17 protein-coding genes are annotated in these 16,012 nt (G+C 66.0%); all 17 read right to left on the bottom strand.

The annotated features are described in order from the left end of the window. Positions 1-2 precede the first annotated feature (2 nt). Positions 3-461: a DUF4265 domain-containing protein gene (locus ACIPW4_RS23100; protein ID WP_400661852.1), complete on the bottom strand. Its 459-nt coding sequence runs from the start codon at positions 459-461 to the stop codon at positions 3-5. Positions 462-637: 176 nt separating this feature from the next. Beyond that, positions 638-1,867, bottom strand: coding sequence for a hypothetical protein (locus ACIPW4_RS23105; RefSeq protein ID WP_400661855.1), 1,230 nt, complete (start codon positions 1,865-1,867; stop codon positions 638-640). Positions 1,868-2,098: 231 nt separating this feature from the next. Then, positions 2,099-3,058 carry a PDR/VanB family oxidoreductase gene (locus tag ACIPW4_RS23110; protein WP_400661857.1) on the bottom strand — a complete coding sequence of 320 codons (960 nt, stop codon included), beginning with the start codon at positions 3,056-3,058 and terminating at the stop codon, positions 2,099-2,101. 8 nt (positions 3,059-3,066) lie between these two features. After that, on the bottom strand, positions 3,067-4,101 hold the full coding sequence (locus ACIPW4_RS23115) for a Rieske 2Fe-2S domain-containing protein (RefSeq protein WP_400661859.1): 1,035 nt from the start codon (positions 4,099-4,101) through the stop codon (positions 3,067-3,069). 20 nt (positions 4,102-4,121) lie between these two features. Continuing rightward, on the bottom strand, positions 4,122-4,349 hold the full coding sequence (locus tag ACIPW4_RS23120) for a recombinase-like helix-turn-helix domain-containing protein (protein WP_400661862.1): 228 nt from the start codon (positions 4,347-4,349) through the stop codon (positions 4,122-4,124). A gap of 10 nt (positions 4,350-4,359) precedes the next feature. Beyond that, positions 4,360-5,328 carry a VOC family protein gene (locus tag ACIPW4_RS23125; RefSeq protein WP_400661864.1) on the bottom strand — a complete coding sequence of 323 codons (969 nt, stop codon included), beginning with the start codon at positions 5,326-5,328 and terminating at the stop codon, positions 4,360-4,362. Next, positions 5,325-6,815 (bottom strand): aldehyde dehydrogenase, encoded by a 1,491-nt coding sequence (locus ACIPW4_RS23130; RefSeq protein WP_400661866.1) that lies wholly within the window; start codon positions 6,813-6,815, stop codon positions 5,325-5,327. Before ACIPW4_RS23130 ends, ACIPW4_RS23125 begins: the two co-directional genes overlap by 4 nt. 9 nt (positions 6,816-6,824) lie before the next feature. Next, positions 6,825-7,628, bottom strand: a complete 804-nt coding sequence (locus ACIPW4_RS23135) for an aspartate dehydrogenase (protein WP_400661867.1) — start codon at positions 7,626-7,628, stop codon at positions 6,825-6,827. Positions 7,629-7,638: 10 nt separating this feature from the next. Further along, positions 7,639-9,324, bottom strand: a complete 1,686-nt coding sequence (locus ACIPW4_RS23140) for a thiamine pyrophosphate-binding protein (RefSeq protein ID WP_400661870.1) — start codon at positions 9,322-9,324, stop codon at positions 7,639-7,641. After that, complete coding sequence (locus ACIPW4_RS23145) at positions 9,317-10,114, bottom strand: SDR family oxidoreductase (protein WP_400661872.1); 798 nt, start codon at positions 10,112-10,114, stop codon at positions 9,317-9,319. Before ACIPW4_RS23145 ends, ACIPW4_RS23140 begins: the two co-directional genes overlap by 8 nt. Before the next feature lie 2 nt (positions 10,115-10,116). Beyond that, entirely contained in the window at positions 10,117-10,938 is an 822-nt protein-coding gene (locus tag ACIPW4_RS23150) for an IclR family transcriptional regulator (RefSeq protein ID WP_400661875.1), read from the bottom strand. Then, positions 10,935-11,786 carry an alpha/beta fold hydrolase gene (locus ACIPW4_RS23155; RefSeq protein WP_400661878.1) on the bottom strand — a complete coding sequence of 284 codons (852 nt, stop codon included), beginning with the start codon at positions 11,784-11,786 and terminating at the stop codon, positions 10,935-10,937. The genes ACIPW4_RS23150 and ACIPW4_RS23155 overlap by 4 nt, the downstream gene beginning before the upstream one ends. A gap of 4 nt (positions 11,787-11,790) precedes the next feature. Further along, positions 11,791-12,330 carry a cupin domain-containing protein gene (locus ACIPW4_RS23160; protein WP_400661880.1) on the bottom strand — a complete coding sequence of 180 codons (540 nt, stop codon included), beginning with the start codon at positions 12,328-12,330 and terminating at the stop codon, positions 11,791-11,793. Between the two features lie 15 nt (positions 12,331-12,345). Continuing rightward, positions 12,346-13,107 (bottom strand): SDR family oxidoreductase, encoded by a 762-nt coding sequence (locus ACIPW4_RS23165; protein ID WP_400661882.1) that lies wholly within the window; start codon positions 13,105-13,107, stop codon positions 12,346-12,348. Continuing rightward, positions 13,107-13,883, bottom strand: a complete 777-nt coding sequence (locus tag ACIPW4_RS23170; protein ID WP_400661884.1) for an ABC transporter permease — start codon at positions 13,881-13,883, stop codon at positions 13,107-13,109. Before ACIPW4_RS23170 ends, ACIPW4_RS23165 begins: the two co-directional genes overlap by 1 nt. A 27-nt stretch (positions 13,884-13,910) precedes the next feature. After that, the gene (locus tag ACIPW4_RS23175) at positions 13,911-14,903 is read right to left on the bottom strand and encodes an ABC transporter substrate-binding protein (RefSeq protein ID WP_400661887.1); all 993 of its coding nucleotides are present in this window, start codon (positions 14,901-14,903) and stop codon (positions 13,911-13,913) included. A gap of 28 nt (positions 14,904-14,931) precedes the next feature. Then, on the bottom strand, positions 14,932-15,768 hold the full coding sequence (locus ACIPW4_RS23180) for an ABC transporter ATP-binding protein (protein WP_400662049.1): 837 nt from the start codon (positions 15,766-15,768) through the stop codon (positions 14,932-14,934). Positions 15,769-16,012: the final 244 nt, after the last annotated feature.

A 16,012-nucleotide genomic window follows, 5' to 3' on the forward strand; every position in this document is an offset into this window, starting at 1 on the left:
GCCTAGCGGAATTCTTCAGGGATGGCGTGGCGCAATACGCCTTCCTCGAAATCGAGGATGCCGGCTTCGCGCTGGGTCAACAAGTAGTAGAGCAGGGTGTCGAGGGCCCGCTCGGGCGGGACTTCGACGGCCAGCATCCGCACTGCCGGTTCGGCCTGGCAGGGGCAGCCGAACTCTTCGATTGCCGCGTGAACCTGTTCGAGTTCATTCGCCACTTTTACCCGAATGCGAAATACCGAAGTACCGCTGCTCTGTTGCAGGGCGCCGAACCACAACTGCTCGCCGTCCTGGGTAGTGCTGATAAGGTCGCCGGGCGCGATGCCGTAGGCATAGAAGGGGGTGCTGTCGACCACATAGCCGTTGGCGGTACGCTGTGCCCAGAGGCCTTCGACCGATGCAGCCGGGTAACCATGGGCGTCCTGCTCAAGGCGCCAGAGCACGATCTTGTAGTCGCAGTGCATGTTCGGAGTCAGCTACAGGAGGGCGGTCTATGTTAATGCCCTTTGACTGGCCTGTCTGTGGATTTTGGGGCTGCTTTGCAGCCCTTTCGCGACACAAGGCCGCTCCTACAGGCGTTCGCGTTTCCCTGTAGGAGCGGCCTTGTGTCGCGAAAGGGGCGCAAAGCGCCCCCGACAATTCAGAAGTAGTAGCCGATATTGATGTTGGTCCGGTAATACCAGTCATTGCTGCCCACCGAGCTGGTACTGGTCCACCCCGTGCCGTTCTCCGCCCCGCCAAACGGGTTGGCATTGCGCGCCCAGGTCAGGTCGACCCAGGCCATCACCGGCATCGCCAGGAACTGCACACCCACGGTGAACATCTGTGAATCATCCCAGTCGCGCTTGTCTTTCATCATGCGGCTGTAATCGCTGTACAGCTTGACCTTCTTCAGTTGCCTCAGCCCTGGCGTGTACACGTCATAGCCGATGTTGAGCGCGGCGATGGTCGCTTTTGACGCGATCAGGTACGCCGGGGTCAGACCGTTGCCGCCCATCAGCACCGTATCGTCGCTGACACCCGACGGGTTGCGCGGGTCGTACTCATAACGGATAGCTTGGCCGGTAACGGTCCAGTTGCCACGGTTGACCAGCGCATGCACGCCCGCTGCCCAATAGTCGCCGTCGTCATGGGTGGTGGCGTTGTACAGCTGGGCAGTGGCCAGCGAGGCGCCGAGCTCGGTCTTCCAGCCATCGCCGGTGAACGTGCGGGCGACCCGGGCGTTGACCTGGTTGCGCTTTTCGTTGTCCTGGCGCGACTGGGTGAAGGCCACGGCGTTGTCATCCAGGTCGCTGAAGCGGCCGACCTCAGGTGAGTAGCGGATACCCGTTGGCAGCATGCGCGGGAAGTAGCCCAGCTGCAGGTCCCAGTCGCTGTCCTTGTAGCTGTACTTCAGGCCCGTACCGGCGCTGACGCCATAACCCATGAAGAACGGGATGTGGTAGCTCCAGCCGAATTGCGGGTACGGCTCCAGGCCGAACGGCTTGAAGGGCGCGCCCAGCTGCAGGTTGGATTGGGGGTTGATGCGGTAGCCGACGAAGCCATGGTCGATGGCGCGCTTGCCGTCGTCCTGGAACCAGTAGCCGATGTCGCTGAACACCTGACGGTGGCTGGCCTGGACGTCCAGGCGGAAGGTGTCGAAGAGGAACCGGCCGTTGTTCTCGGTGGTGTCCCAGTGTTCGTCGCGGTAGTTCACCCGCAGCGCGCCGCCGATGTCCAGGCTGCTCTGGCCGTCGTCGCTGCGCCAGGCGATGTGCGGGAAGGGCTTGCGCGTACTGGGTGGCTGGTCGGGGGCTGCCGGACCGGGTTCGGAGGCCAGGGTGGTGCCGGTGGTGACGAGCAGACCGAGGGTGATCAGGTATCTGTTCATGCTGTGCCCTGCAAGGTTGGGGCAGTTTTCGCGGGCAGCAGCGGGCCCTCACCCCTTTGCAGGGATGTTTCGAGGGATAGCTGGCTGAAAGCAAAAACTGGGGGGTGGTTTTATTGTTCTAGTTTTTGTTGTGCCTGTGCCGGCCCTTTCGCGGGGCAAGCCCGCTCCTACAAGGGGTGCGCGGTCCCTGTAGGAGCGGGCTTGTCCCGCGACGAGGCCGGCACAGGAAGGTCAGAGGTCCAGCACCAGGCGCCGGCTCTTGCAGCCCGACACACAGACCATCATCGAGCCATTGGCCGCACGCTCGGCCTTGGTCAGCACGCCGTCGCGGTGGTCGATATCGCCTTCCAGCACCCGTGTCTCGCACGAGCCGCACACGCCTTCACGGCAGCTGTGGTCGATGTCGCAACCGGCCTCCAGCAGTACGTCCAGCAGATTCAACCCCGGCTCGACATTCAGCGTCTTGCCGCTTTTGCGCAGCTCGACGCTGTAGCTATCCAGGGCATCCTCGGCTGCGGCCACTTCCACGGCAGTGAAGCGCTCGATGTGCGCGTGGGTATAGCCCAGCTGTTCGCAGGTCGCCTCGAACGCATCGAGCATCGGCGTCGGCCCGCAGCAGTAGAAGTGCGTGTCGGCACTGCGGCCTGCCAGGTATTGGGCGAGGTCCGGCAAACTGCCTTTCTCGTCATTGAAGTGGTACACCACCTTCGCCCCCAGTTCCGCCAACGGCTCTAGCAGCGCCGCCTCGCGCCGCGAGCGGGCGCAGTAGATCAGCTCGGCCGGGCGCCCCAGCGCCAGCAACTGGCGGAACATGCAGTAGATCGGCGTGATGCCGATGCCGCCAGCCACCAGCACGCTGTGGCTGGCGCGGGTGTCCAGGGCGAAATTGTTGCGCGGTTGCGAGATGCTCAGCTGCGTGCCCACGCGCAGCTGTTCGTGCACATAGCGCGAGCCGCCACGGCTGCTGCGGTCGCGCAGGATGCCGACCACATAGCGCCCCTGGTCGCTCGGCGAGTTGAGCAGCGAGTAGCTGCGCACCAGGCCGTTGGGCAGGTGCAGGTCGATGTGCGCGCCGGCCTCGAACGGGGCGAATACGGTGTCGCCCCAAGGCCGCAGCTCGACGCTGATGACGCCGTCGGCTTCATGAGGCAGGGTATGCACCAGCGCGCTGACTACGGATGCGTTGGACATCGCTCACCTCACGGCAGTTGTTTGGCTTCGATCAGGGCCAGCTGTTCCTTGGCCTTGCCTTTCAGGTAGCGGCGCAGGCGCACCACGCCCAGATCATGCTGGTACAGGTTTTCGCGTTGGTTGGCGTCCGGTTCCATGAACTCCAGCAGCACCCGGTCCTGCTCCAGCACCGCCCAGTGGCGTGCTTCCAGGCGGTTCTTGTAGAGGAAGCGCCAGGTGTCGCGCTGCCAGCCGGTCAGCGGCCGCGCGCGCCAGTGGAACACCGCCGCCAGCGCGCGACTGCTCGGGGTGTAGCTGCCGATGATGGTGAAGTTGCCGCCCGGGCCGCCGGTTTTCGGGTAGGGGATTTCCAGGCGCAGCCAGTGGCAGCCGTTGTCGAGGAATTCGGTCCAGTCGAAGTTGACCCCGCGCTGGCCTTCCTTCTCGAAGAAGAAACCCTGCTCGGTGTCGCGGGTGACGAACCTGGCGGTGGCCTCGCCCTCGCTCATCGAGTGCGACATCTTGTGCAGGTAGGTGCCGTGCATCGGGTCCATGACATTGTCGAGCACGTAACGGTAGTCGCCTTTCCACTCGGTGTAGCAAAGGAAGCTGCTCCACTCGGGCGAGGTCAGTTGTTCGGGCAGTACCAGTTCGGGCGGCGTGTCCAGGTGCGGGTCGGTGGCATTGAACAGGAAAATCGCCCCGGCTGCCTCGCGGGTATGGAACATCCGTGTCGGGCGGCTGCCTTCGAGCTTGCAGCCTGGGCTGCCGGGCACCTTGGTGACGGTGCCGTCGCAGCGCACTTCGACGCCGTGGTAAGGGCACTGCAGGCGGTCGCCCAGCACCGGGCCCTGGGAAAGCGGTGCACCGCGATGTGGGCAGTGATCTTCGAGGGCGTGGACACTGCCATCGTTGTCGCGCCACAGGGCGATCTTGTAGCCCAGGCGGCGGATCGACAGCGGCCGCTCGCCAAGCAGCTCCGACGGCAATACCGGGAACCAGAGGTCTTTCAAGCCATTGGCCAGGTGTTGTTCAACAGGGTCGACGGTTACGTGCATGTTCATCTTGTTCTGCCTCCAGCGGGTCACTCGCCCAGCCGTGCCATCAGGGTTTTGAAAGCGTGTTCGGTCCACTGGCCGCTTGTCAGCGGGCAGGGCGGGCCGGCCAGATCGAGGTGGGCGAGCAGTTCGCCCAGTTCGCTCACGCCATTGCCGTAGGCGCGTTCGATCGAATCGCCGAGCAGGTCCTCGAATGGCGTGTTGGGGCGCTTGCGCGCCTGATGGGGTTGCAGGTAAACCTCGGTGCTGCTCATGGGGTGGCCCTCAATTATTCTTCGGTTTGTCGGTGAGGAATTTGCCTTGTGGCGCTTCAGCGTGCTGCTGGCGCCGGGTGTTGCCGTCGATGCCCCCGGCGATCGCCCATTCGGCGAACACTGTTGGCCCGGGTTCGAACTCGCGCGGCTGCCAGTCGCCGGTCAGCTGGTCTTCGTCGGCGTAGTACTCGACCAGTGCGCCGGCCGGGTTCTTGAAGTACCAGAAGAACGCCGACGACACGGGGTGCCGGCCTGGGCCGATCTCGGTGGCCCAGCCGCAGCGCGAGATGTGCATGCCGCCGCCGAACACTTCGTGCAGGTCGCGCACGGTGAACGCCACGTGGTTGAGCCCGGCCCGTGGGGCCGGCAGCTGCAGCATGAACAGGTCGTGGTGGCCGCCTTCCTCTGCGGTGCGCAGGAAGGCGCCGCGGTTCGGGTAACGGTCCGACGCCTGGAAGCCGAAGCGCTCGTGGTAGAACGCTTCGCAGGCGTTGACGTCGGTGACGAAGAACACCACATGGCCGACTTCGATCGGCGTGGCGCGCTCGTACACCGGCGCCGGCTTGTTGATGCGGCCCTTGGTCTGCCAGGTGTTGTGGCCGCTGCATTCGAGCTCCAGCGGGCGCTTGCGGGTCACCTGCAGGCGGATCGCCAGGCCGTTGGGGTCGGTGCAGCCGATGCGGCCGTTGCCTTCGACAAAGCCCGGGTCGTTGGCGATGCGCTGGCTGTAGAGGGCAAGGTCGGCCTGGCTCTCCACGCCCCAGACCACTTCGCGCACGGTCGAGCCCGGCTCGATGGCCGGCGGCAGGCCGGGTTTGTCGATGGCGGCCAGGATCACGCGGCAGCCGTTGAGGGTTTCGAAGACGATTTCATCGTCAGCGGCGCTGACCTGGGTCAGGCCCCAGTCGCTGAAGAACCGTGCGCTGGTGGCCAGGTCCTCCACGCCGTAGGTGACTTCGTCGATGCCCAGTACGCTCATTGCCCTGCCTCCACGCCGGCCCAGGCCAGCGGTTGTTGGTTCATGCCCCAGTAGAGGCTCTTTTGTTCCATGTACTGCAGGATGCCCAGGCGACCCTTCTCGCGGCCCAGGCCGCTGTCGCGCCAGCCGCCGAACGGGGTCGAGATGGAGAACTGCTTGTAGGTGTTGATCCATACCGTGCCGGCCTGCAGCTTGCGGCCCAGTGCCCAGGCGCGCTTGTAGTCACGGCTCCAGATGCCAGCGGCGAGGGCGTACAAGCTGTCGTTGGCCTGCTCGATCAGTTCGGCCTCGCTGTCGAAGGGCATGGCCACCAGCACCGGGCCGAAGATTTCTTCCTGGCACACCTGCTGCTGGTTGCCCAGGCCTTCGAGGATGGTCGGCGGGTAGAAGTAGCCCTGGTCGAACAGGCCGCCGCTCGGACGCTGGCCACCCAGGCGCAGGCGTCCGCCCTCGGCCAGGCCGAGGGCGACGTAGCGCTCCACCGACTCACGGTGGGCGGCGCTGATCAGCGGGCCCATCTGCGTTCCCTCGTCGGCCGGGTCGCCCAGGCGAAGTTGCGCGGCGGCAGCGGTCAGGCGGGCCATGAACGGCTCGTACAGGGGGCGGGCGACGAACAACCGGGAGCCGGCGATGCAGGCCTCGCCGGAGGAACTGAAGATGCCGTACAGCACCCCGGCCACGGCGTGGTCGAGGTCGGCGTCGTCAAGCACGATCGTCGGCGACTTGCCGCCCAGCTCCAGCGACACGGGCATCATCTTGTCGGCGGCGATATGGGCGATGTGCTTGCCCGTTTTCGTGCCGCCCGTGAAGGACACGCGTTTGACCAACGGGTGGCGGGTCAGCGCATCGCCGAGCAGCGAGCCCTTGCCCGGCAGCACGCTGACCAGCCCCTTGGGCAGGCCGGCGTCTTCACAGATGCGTGCCAGTTGCAGGGCCAGCAGCGGGGTGATTTCTGCCGGTTTGATCACCACGGCATTGCCGGCGGCCAGAGCTGGGGCGACTTTCTGTGCCTCGCTGGCAATGGGCGAGTTCCAGGGGGTGATCGCCGCGACTACGCCCATCGGCTCATACACGCTCATGCTGACGAAATCGCCGCGCGACGGGGTGATGGTTTCTTCCAGGGTCTCACAGGCAGCAGCGAAGAACTGGAAGGTGCCGGCGGCGCTGGCCACCAGGGCGCGTGTCTCGTTGATCGGCTTGCCGTTGTCCTGGCGTTGCAGCTGCGCCAGCTCCTCGGCGCGTTCGCGGATCAACCCGGCGATGCGGTAGAGAACGGCAGCGCGTTCATGGGGTTTACGCTGCGCCCAGCCGCTGTGCAGGAAGGCCTGGTGCGCGCCTTGTACGGCGGCTTCGACATCGTCCAGGCTGGCGGCGTTGAGCCAGGCCACCGGTTCGCCGGTGGCCGGGTAGCAGGTGGCGTAGCGCGCACCACCGCCCAGGCGCCAGGTGCCGGCGATGCAAAGGGGTAGAGTCTGTTCCGCAGTCATGGCGTTCCCCTAGATGGAAATGGCATGGGCATGGTTGCCCAGGGCGCGGACCACGCTGTACACGGTCAGCGCGGAGGTTTTCGGGTTGGCCTGCAACGGCTTGCCGTGCAGGCGCATTTCAAAGCCGCCGAAGGTGCCGCGGGCCTTGACCTGGTGCACGTTCTCTTCACTGTGCGGGTCGGCGATCAGGGTCACCCAGGTGCGGTCCAGGCCCAGCCCGGCCAGCGACAGGGTGGCGGCGACGTTGGCATTCTTCGGGTACAGCCGGGCGGCTTCGCGGGCGCTGCCCTGGAAGATCACCGTGGCCTCGCCCAGGCTGTCGAGGGCACAGGCCTGCTCGGCCGGCGTGTCCTTCCAGGCCCGCGCCGGCTTGCGCCCGGTGTACTCCACAGTGTCCAGGCCGCCGACCTTGGCCGCCGACAGTGCATCGATGCCGCCAATGGCGCCGGGCAGCAGCTCGATGCGGGTAGTGCCACGCGCCGCCGCCGCTTCCAGGCGCTCGACCAGCCCCGGTTCGGACAAGGCGCCAACCGAGACCACCAGGCACGGGATGCCGCGCTCGAGCGCTGGCAGCACATGTTCTTCGATGGCGCGGTGGCCGGCGCATTCGAGCAGCAGGTCGGGGCGCGCGTCGGCCGGCAGCGCGGTCAGCACTTGCGGTGGCCGGCGCAGGCGTGACAGGCGCTCGACCACCAGCGCTTCGGAGCCGGGCGAGGCGATGACCGCATCAACCTGCAACTGCGGGTCATGCTCCAGCAGTTCCAGCACGGCCACGCCGATGGCGCCGCAGCCGATCATGGTGATATGCAGCATGGGCAAATCCTCAGGCGGCGGTGGCTTTCTGCGAGCGGGTTTCGCTGTTGGGCGGGCCGGCGAACCGGGTGGCGAACGGGCCGACACTGAGCATGTCGACTTCCAGCAGGAACGGGCCGTCGCTGCCCAGGGCGCCTTCGAGCACCGTGCCGAAGTCCTTGAGGTCGCGCACCAGGCCATGGCGCAGGCCCAGCGATTCGGCAAGCTTGGCGTAGTCCGGAGTGTGCAGCTCGACGTAGGCGTGGCGGGCGCCGTAGATGGCGTCCTGGATGTTGCGGATCACCCCGTAGCGCTGGTCGTTCATCAGCAGGATGACCACGTTGGCTTTCTCCTGCACCAAGGTCGCCAGTTCTCCCAGGTTGAGGATGAAGCCACCGTCACCGGCCAGGGCGAACACCTTGCGCCCGGGTGCGGTTTCGGCGGCGGCGATGGCGGCGCCGATGCCCATGGCCAGGCCTTGGCCGATGCCGCCACCAAGCGCATGCACGCCGGCTTGCGGGTGGTAGAGGTTGAGCAGGCGGTTGCCCCAGATGCTGTTGGACAGGGTCACGTCGCGCACCCAGGTGAAGTTGCGCCCGGTCTGCGCTTGCAACTGCTCGACCATCGCCGAGTAGGGTCCGAGGTCGGCCACCAGCTGTTTGCGCGCCTCGGCGCGCACCGCCTTGAGTTCGCCCATGAAGGCCGGGTCGATGTTCAGGCGGCCTTGCAGGCGATCGGCCAGGCCGTCCAGGGCCAGCGCGGCGTCACCGCATATGAACAGGTCGCTGGGGTAGCTGCGGCCTTCGATGGCCGGGTTGGCGTCGATGCGCAGGGTGGTGCGCGGCAGCTTCAGGGCGTACTTGAAGGTTTCGTTGCTGCGCAGCCGCGAGCCGGCCACCACCAGCGCATCGCAGGTCTGCATGAAGCCTTCGACCAGCTTGTTCTGTGAGAAGGCGCCCAGGCAACGCTCGTCGTCTTCGTTGACCACGCCACGGCCCTGGGTCGAGGTGATCACGCCGACGCCCATGTCCAGCAGGCGCTTGACCTGCGCGCCGGCATGCCGGGCGCCGCCGCCCAGCCAGAGCAACGGGCGGGTGGCGCTGGCCAGGCGCTCGGCGACCAGGTCCAGGGCTTCTGCGGCAGGCGCGGCGACCGGGATCGGCAGCGGCGACAGGTCGCCGGGCATCGGAATAAGCGCCGACTGGATGTCGATCGGGATCTCCACGCTGACCGGGCCGGTGGGCGCGGTGAGGGCGGTCTGCACGGCCAGCTTGAGGGTGCTCAGCGCGGTCTCGACGCTGCGCACGCGGAACGCGGCCTTGGACACCGCCTTGAGCATGGTCAGCTGGTCGCGCGCTTCGTGGATGTAGGCCAGTTCCTGGTCCAGATAGGGGGTTTCGATCTGCCCGGTGATGTGCAGCAGCGGGGTGCCAGCGGTGAGCGCCTCGACCATCGCCCCGGCGGCATTGCCGGCGGCGGTGCCGGTGGAGGTCAGGCACACGCCCAGGCCGCCGACGCTGCGGGCGTAGGCATCGGCCATGTTGGTGGCGCCGGCTTCGCCGCGGGCCATGATGAAGCGGATGTTGCCGCGCACGGCGAAGGCGTCGAGGATCGGCATGTTATGGATCGAGATCACGCCGAACGCGGCCTTGACTTCGCACTGCTCGAGGAACGCGGTGATCACGGCACCGACGGTGACGGTGTTTTCGTTACGCATGGCGGGACAAGCCTCCAGAAACATCGATATGACTGCCAGTGGTGTAGGACGACAGTGGCGAAGCGAGGAACAGGATGGCCTGGGCGGCTTCCTTCGGCAGGCCCAGGCGGCCTAGCGGGATCTGCTTGCGGCGGGCCAGATGGGCGGTCCATTGCGCCCAGTCCAGCGCGCGCTCTTCGCGGGCTTCGAAGCGCCGGCGCCACTGCCCGGACTCGACCAGGCCGATGAGAATGCCGTTGACCCGGATGCCTTGTTCGGCGAACTCGAAGGCCATCGAGCGCACCAGGTTCTTCAAGCCGGCGCGGGCTGCCGAGGTGGCGACCATGTGCGGTTCGGGCTGGCTGGCGAGCAGCGAGTTGACGCAGACGATCGATGCGCCGGGCTGGCCTTGCAGTTGGGGGGTGAAGGCGCGCACCGGGTGGATCACCGAGAAGAACTTGAGCTGCAGCTCTTCGGTCCAGGCAGCGTCGCTGGTGTCGGCGAAGGTCGACACCCGGCCTTGCCCGGCGTTGTTAATCAGCACCTGTGCCGGGCCCAGTGCGGCTTGGCTGGCGGCGGCGAAGGCCTGCACGGCATCAGGGTCGAGCACGTCGCATACCTGGGCCAATAGCTGCGCTTCGGGGAAGCGCTGCCGCAGACTGGTTTCGGCGCTGCGCAGGCGGTCGCCGTCACGGCCGCAGAAGGCCACGCGGGCGCCGGCTTCGAGCAGCAGCTCGACACAGGCCAGGCCGATACCGGACGAGCCGCCGGTGACGATCGCGGTGCTGTCATGCAGTTGGTAGAGGTTCATCTTCAGTCCCTCATCAGCGCGGTGACCTGGCCAGCGCCCGGTCGGTAATTGAGCAGCCTGGACAACTCATCGGCGCTGCCGCGCACCTGGCCCAGCAGGCTGTCGAAGTTGATATGGCCGACCTGCGCGGTGGGGATGGTCAGGCCCAGCGCGGCGGCGACCCGGCCACTGGCATCACGCACCGGCGAGGCCAGGGTGGAGATGGTCGATTCGAAGAAGCCCTCGCCATGCACATAGCCGCGCAGGCGGTCGGCCTGGACCAGGTCGAACAGCTCCAGCACGGTCTTCGGCGTGTTCGGCGAGTGTTGTTCGAGATGCTCTTCGGGGTACAGCTCGCGCAGCTCGGCCAGGCTCAGGTCGGCCAGCAGCACGCGCCCCAGCACCGTGGCGTGGGCCGGCAGGCGGGTACCGACGGTGACCGCGCTGGAGAACACCGAAGGCGGCGAGACCTTGGCTACGTAGACGATCGAGCGGCCGTCGCGCACCACCAGGTTGCTCGGGTAGTTGAGGTGGTCGCATAGCCGCGCCAGCACCGGCTGGCCCAATTCGGTCAGTTCCAGCGAGGCCAGGTATTCGAAGCCCAGGCGCAGTACCGACATGCCCAGGCGGTATTCGTTACCGTTGCGGGTGACGAAGCCCATGCTTTCCAGGGTGCTCAGCAGGCGGAAAATGGTCGAGCGCGGCAGCGCCAGGCGGCGGGCCAGCTCGGGGGCGGTCAGGGTGCGGTTCTGCCGGCTGAATTCGCACAGCAGCAACAGACCGCGCTCAAGTCCAGGGACGGTATAGCGGTCCTGGTTGTCCTTCGTGGCATCCGTATCGTTCATTGCACGCTACCTGTGAAAGAGGCGTCCAGTGCCCGGGCCAGCCGCCCGGTCACCGTTTCGGGTTGTTCGATGGCGCAGGCATGGCCGGCGCCGTGGATCAGTTGGAACGGGGCGCTGAAAGCCTGGGCCAGTGCCCGGCAATCGTCGGCCGTGGTGATGCTGTCGGCGCTGCCGCAGTGCACCTGGCAGGGCACGCTTTGTTGGCGATAGCTCAGCAAGTCGTCGCCGCACAGCAGTTCGATGGCCTGGCGGTAGCCCACCGGCAGCAGCCGCGCCATGTTCCACTGCACCCAAGCCAGGGCATTGTCACTGGCGTTGGTGGACACCAGGTTGGCGCTGCGCATCTGGGCAAGGCGCTCGACCCCTAGCATTGCCAGGTCGTGCAGGCGCTTGTCGCGCACCGCCCGACCTTGCTCGGGCCGAGTGCCGTAACCACGTGCCGGGCTCAGCAACACCAGTTCACTGACCCGCTCGGGGTGGCGCTGGGCGAAGGCGGCGGCAGTCATTGCACCGAGCGAATGGCCGACCAGCACGCAGCGCTCGAGCGCCAGGGCGTCAAGCAGGCTGGCCAGGCGTGCGGCGTAATCGCCGGCCCGCGGGCTGGCCATCGGCAGCGGCGTGGAGTGGCCGTAGCCCGGTGCGTCCCAGGCGATCACTCGGGCCCGCTGGCACAGGCCCAGGGCGACCTGCAGCCAGCTCGCTGCGCCCGAGCCGATGCCATGCAGCAGCACGATCGCCTCGCCGCTGCCGGCTTCGCGGACTGCCTGCTGGCCATCGGCCAACTGCAGCAGGCGTTCGCCGAACTGCCGCTGAAGCTGGCTGACGTAGGTGTCGGTGAGCGCTGGCATCGGCTTAACCGCGCTTGATCGAGGCCAGCGGGTGGGCTGGCGGATAAGTGGGGGTGACCGGCTTCTTGGCGCCGAGCATCACGCACATCAGCGCATCTTCGTCGCCGATGTTGATCTCTTCGCGGTACACCCCCGGCGGCACGGAAATCAGGTCGCGGTCGGTAAGGATGGTTTCGAAGCGCTCGCCATCTTTCTCGATCACCACCTTGAGCTTGCCGCGCAGCACGAAGAACACTTCCTCGACGTCGGTGTGCAGGTGCGGCGGGCCTTCATGGCCGGCCGGAATGACCATGGTCGAGAAGGTGAAGTGTTCTGACGGGATGGTGTTCATGTCGCTGCCCACACCCGTGCCACCGGTGCCCACGTAGCGCATCTGTGCGCGGCGGAACTTGGGGTCGTAGTCGGCCTGGAACTTCAGCGCGTCCCAGTCGTAGCGGCGGGTTTCATAACGGGCGATGCGGGTCTTCATCCAGGCGGCCAGGTCGGAGCCTGCCGGTTGTTCCCAGGTTTTCGGCGTTTGTTGTTGCACGGAAAGATCGTTCATGGCGGTCTCCTTTGCTCAGGGCATGACGAACCCGCCGTTGACCGGCAGGGTTTGTCCAGTGATGAAGCGCGACAGATCGGACAGGGCGAACAGCACGGCGCCGCTGACGTCGTCGGGCAGTTGCGGGCGCTGGATGGCCCGTTGGTCGATGTACAGGCGCTGGCGGGCTTCGGGTACGTAGGCCGTGGCCTCGACCTGCACCAACCCGGGGGCGATGGCGTTGAGGGTGATGTTGTCGCCGCCAAGCTCGCGGGCCAGGCTGCGGGTCATGGCGATCAGCGCGCCCTTGCTGGCGACATACGCCAGCAGGTTCGGCGCGCCCCACAGCGGTGTGTCGGAGGCGAGGTTGACGATCGCTCCGCGTCCGCTGTCGCGCAGCGCCGGCAGGGCGGCGCGGGTCATCAGCCAGGTGCCACGCACGTTGACCTGCATCACCTGGTCCCAGGTTTCGATGTCCAGTTCTTCGCAGGTCTTGCCACCGGAGTTGGTGATCGAGGCGTTGTTGACCAGGCCATCGAGGCCGCCCAGGCGCTCGACGGTGCGCTCCATGCAGCGGGTGATCGAGTCCGGGTCGGCCAGGTCCAGGCTGACCCCGCTGACGTCCAGGCCCTGGGCGCTCAGCTCGCAGGCGGCCTGCTGCACGCGGCCGGCGAGGATGTCGGCGATCACCACTCGGGCACCGGCCTGGGCGATGGCCTGGGCGAATGCGTAGCCCAGGCCGCGGGCACCACCGGTGACCAGCACGCGGCGGCCTTCGAGAAGGTTGTAGTAGCTCATCAGGAAGTACTCAGCATGGCTTTGGGGAGATAATGCAGCACGCGTTTTTCGGCCCAGACCACGGCGCCATAGGCCAGCACGCCGATCAGGGTGAGCATGACGATTGCCACGAACACGCCAGCGGTATTGCCCTGGCCTTCGGCGTCCACCAGCAGGAAGCCCAGGCCCTGGTTGCCGCCGACCAATTCGCCGACGGTGACCCCGATCACCGCCAGGGTCGAGGCGATGCGCAGGCCCGAGAACAGCGCGGCCATGGCCGAGGGGAACTCCACCAGGCGGAAGATCTGCCAGCGGCTGGCGTTCATGGTGCGTACCAGGTTGATCATGTCCGGGTCGACGGTGCGGATGGCCGAGAGCACGTTGATCATCACCGGGAAGAACACGATGAGGATGGCGATCAGGATCTTCGGGTAGATGGTGTAGCCCAGCCACATCACGAACAGCGGGGCGAAGGCCACCTTGGGCGCGATCTGCAGGGCCAGGATGTACGGCGAAAGCATGGCTTCGGCCGACGGTGACAGGCCCAGGGCGACACCGATCGACACGCCGAGCAGGGCACCGAGGGCGAAGCCGACGATGATCTCGAAGGCGGTGATCAGGGTGTGTTCGAGCAGGCTGCTGCCATGCCACATCAGCGCGCTTTCTTCGACCACGCGGCTGAGCGGCGGCATGACGAACTCGGGCATGCCGAGCAGGCGCGGGCCCCATTGCCAGAGCAACAGGAACAACAGCAGCAGGGCAAGGCTGCCGAGCACGGAGGTGTTGAGCTTTTTCATCAGGCGCTTACCTTGGTTGCCGGGGCTTCATTTGGCCGCGGTCTGGGTGTCGATGAACTGGTTGCTGTAGAGCTCGTCGAGCGGCGTTTCACGCGGCACGATGCCTTCGCTGACATAGAACTTGCGAACCGCGTCCAGGCGCGCCGGGTCGATGCGCCCGGGCACCGGCTGGCCGGCGTAGACGTATTCCACGTACAGGCGCAGGGTCTTTTCCAGCGAGGCTTCCTTGCCGGCGTAGGCGGGCACTGCGCGGGCGAAGGTGGCGGCCGCGGCCTTGGGGTCGTCGAGGATGTCCTGCAGGCCGCGCAGGGTGGCCTGGACCACACCACGCACCACCTGCGGGTGATGCTTGATGGCATCGTCCGAGGCGAGGATCGCTTGGGCCATGCTCTCGAATACCTGCTCGCGTGGGATCAGCTGATACTTGAGCCCGGCGTCCTCGGCATTGACCACCCAATCCGGTACCCCGGCCATGGCTTCGGCCTTGTTGGCCGAGAACAACTGCCAGACGCCGGATGGCCCCGCGGCCTGGATGTCGACGTCGTCCTTGTTCAGCCCGGCCTTGCGAAGCGAGGCGAGCAGGGCGTAGTAAGTGGTGTCGGAATACGACATCACGGTCAGGGTCTTGCCTTTGAGGTCCTGGATGCCGTGGATGTTGGCGCTGGCGTTGGTGGCGATCATGGTCACCCCGCCACCGCCGAGCACGGCCACCGTGCGCACCGGAATGCCGTTGGGGCGGACGATGATCGGCGTGTCGCCAATGGCGCCGCCGACCAGCGCGTTGCCGGCGCCGATCTGCTTGGCCACGTCGACGCCACCCTTGGCGGCAATGAAGGTCAGATCGAGGTCCTGGGCCTGGTAGTAGCCCTTTTCCTTGGCGATGATCCACGGCGCGAAGGCCGGCAGGCTGGGCGGTGCTGGCAGCAGGTAGGTGACCTTGGTCGGTTCGGCCTGGGCCTGCAGGGCCAGGGCCAGGCCTAGTGCGGCAAGGGCAAGGCGTTTGAAGGGTGAATTGAACATGCTGACTCCCGGGGGTAGTGAACGACGATCAATGCAATTCGTGGTCGGCGCCGACGTGCAACAGGTCCATCAGGCGCCCGGCCAGCGGGCCGATTTCCGGTAGCTTGCGGCGCTCGAGGGGGTTGTCGCGGTGGGGCAGGTCGATCTCGATTTCTTCGATGATCGTGCCGGGGCGGGGGCTCATGACCAGCAGGCGGTCGGACAGGGCGATGGCTTCGACCAGGTCATGGGTGATGAACAGCGCGGTCTTCTTTTCCTCGAACAGCATGCGCGCCAGGTCTTGCTGGAGGATCATCTTGGTCTGCGCGTCGAGGGCCGAGAACGGCTCGTCGAGGAACAGCACCTGCGGGTCGATGGCCAGGGTTCGGGCCAGGGCGGCGCGCTGGCGCATGCCGCCGGACAGCTGGAACGGGTAGTGGTCGGCAAAGCCTTGCAGGTGGCAACGGCCCAGCAGGTCTTCGGCGATGACCTTGCGATCACGGGCCGGCATGCCCTGGATTTCCAGGCCCAGTTCGACGTTGCGGCGGATGCTGCGCCAAGGCATCAGCAGGTCCTTCTGCAGCATGAAGGCGACCTTGGGTACCGGGCCGTCGACCCGCTCGCCGCTGACCAGCACTTCGCCTTCACTGGGGCGGTACAGGCCCGAGCCCATGTTGAGGAGGGTGCTCTTGCCACAGCCGGACGGGCCGATGATCGACACCACCTCGCCACGACGGATCTGGAAGTTCACACCGCGGATGGCGAATGGGGCTTCGCGTTGGCCTTTGGCCGGGAAGGCCTTGCCGACATTGCGGAATTCGATTTCGGTGGGCGCCTGTGCATCGCAAGGGCGAGGCGTACTCCACTGAGGGGCGATTGCGTACATCTCTTTCACAGCCATGGGATCAACTCGCTGGTCTGTTTTATAGGTGATACGCCGTTTAGTGCATGAACAATGCCAGGTGGATTATTTCCTTCTTATTTATAAAAAGACGCTATTTATTAGTTAGTTACAGGTTGATGCCGAATTTTCGATTGTTTTATATATGAAACAAGGTTTTCTATATGGCACGGAAATGCCCATTTACAGCGCAGTGACGTGGGTCGTGCGAGCGAACAGGGCAATTTCG

It is taken from the genome of Pseudomonas sp. NPDC089996 (assembly GCF_044748405.1).
Taxonomy (GTDB): domain Bacteria; phylum Pseudomonadota; class Gammaproteobacteria; order Pseudomonadales; family Pseudomonadaceae; genus Aquipseudomonas.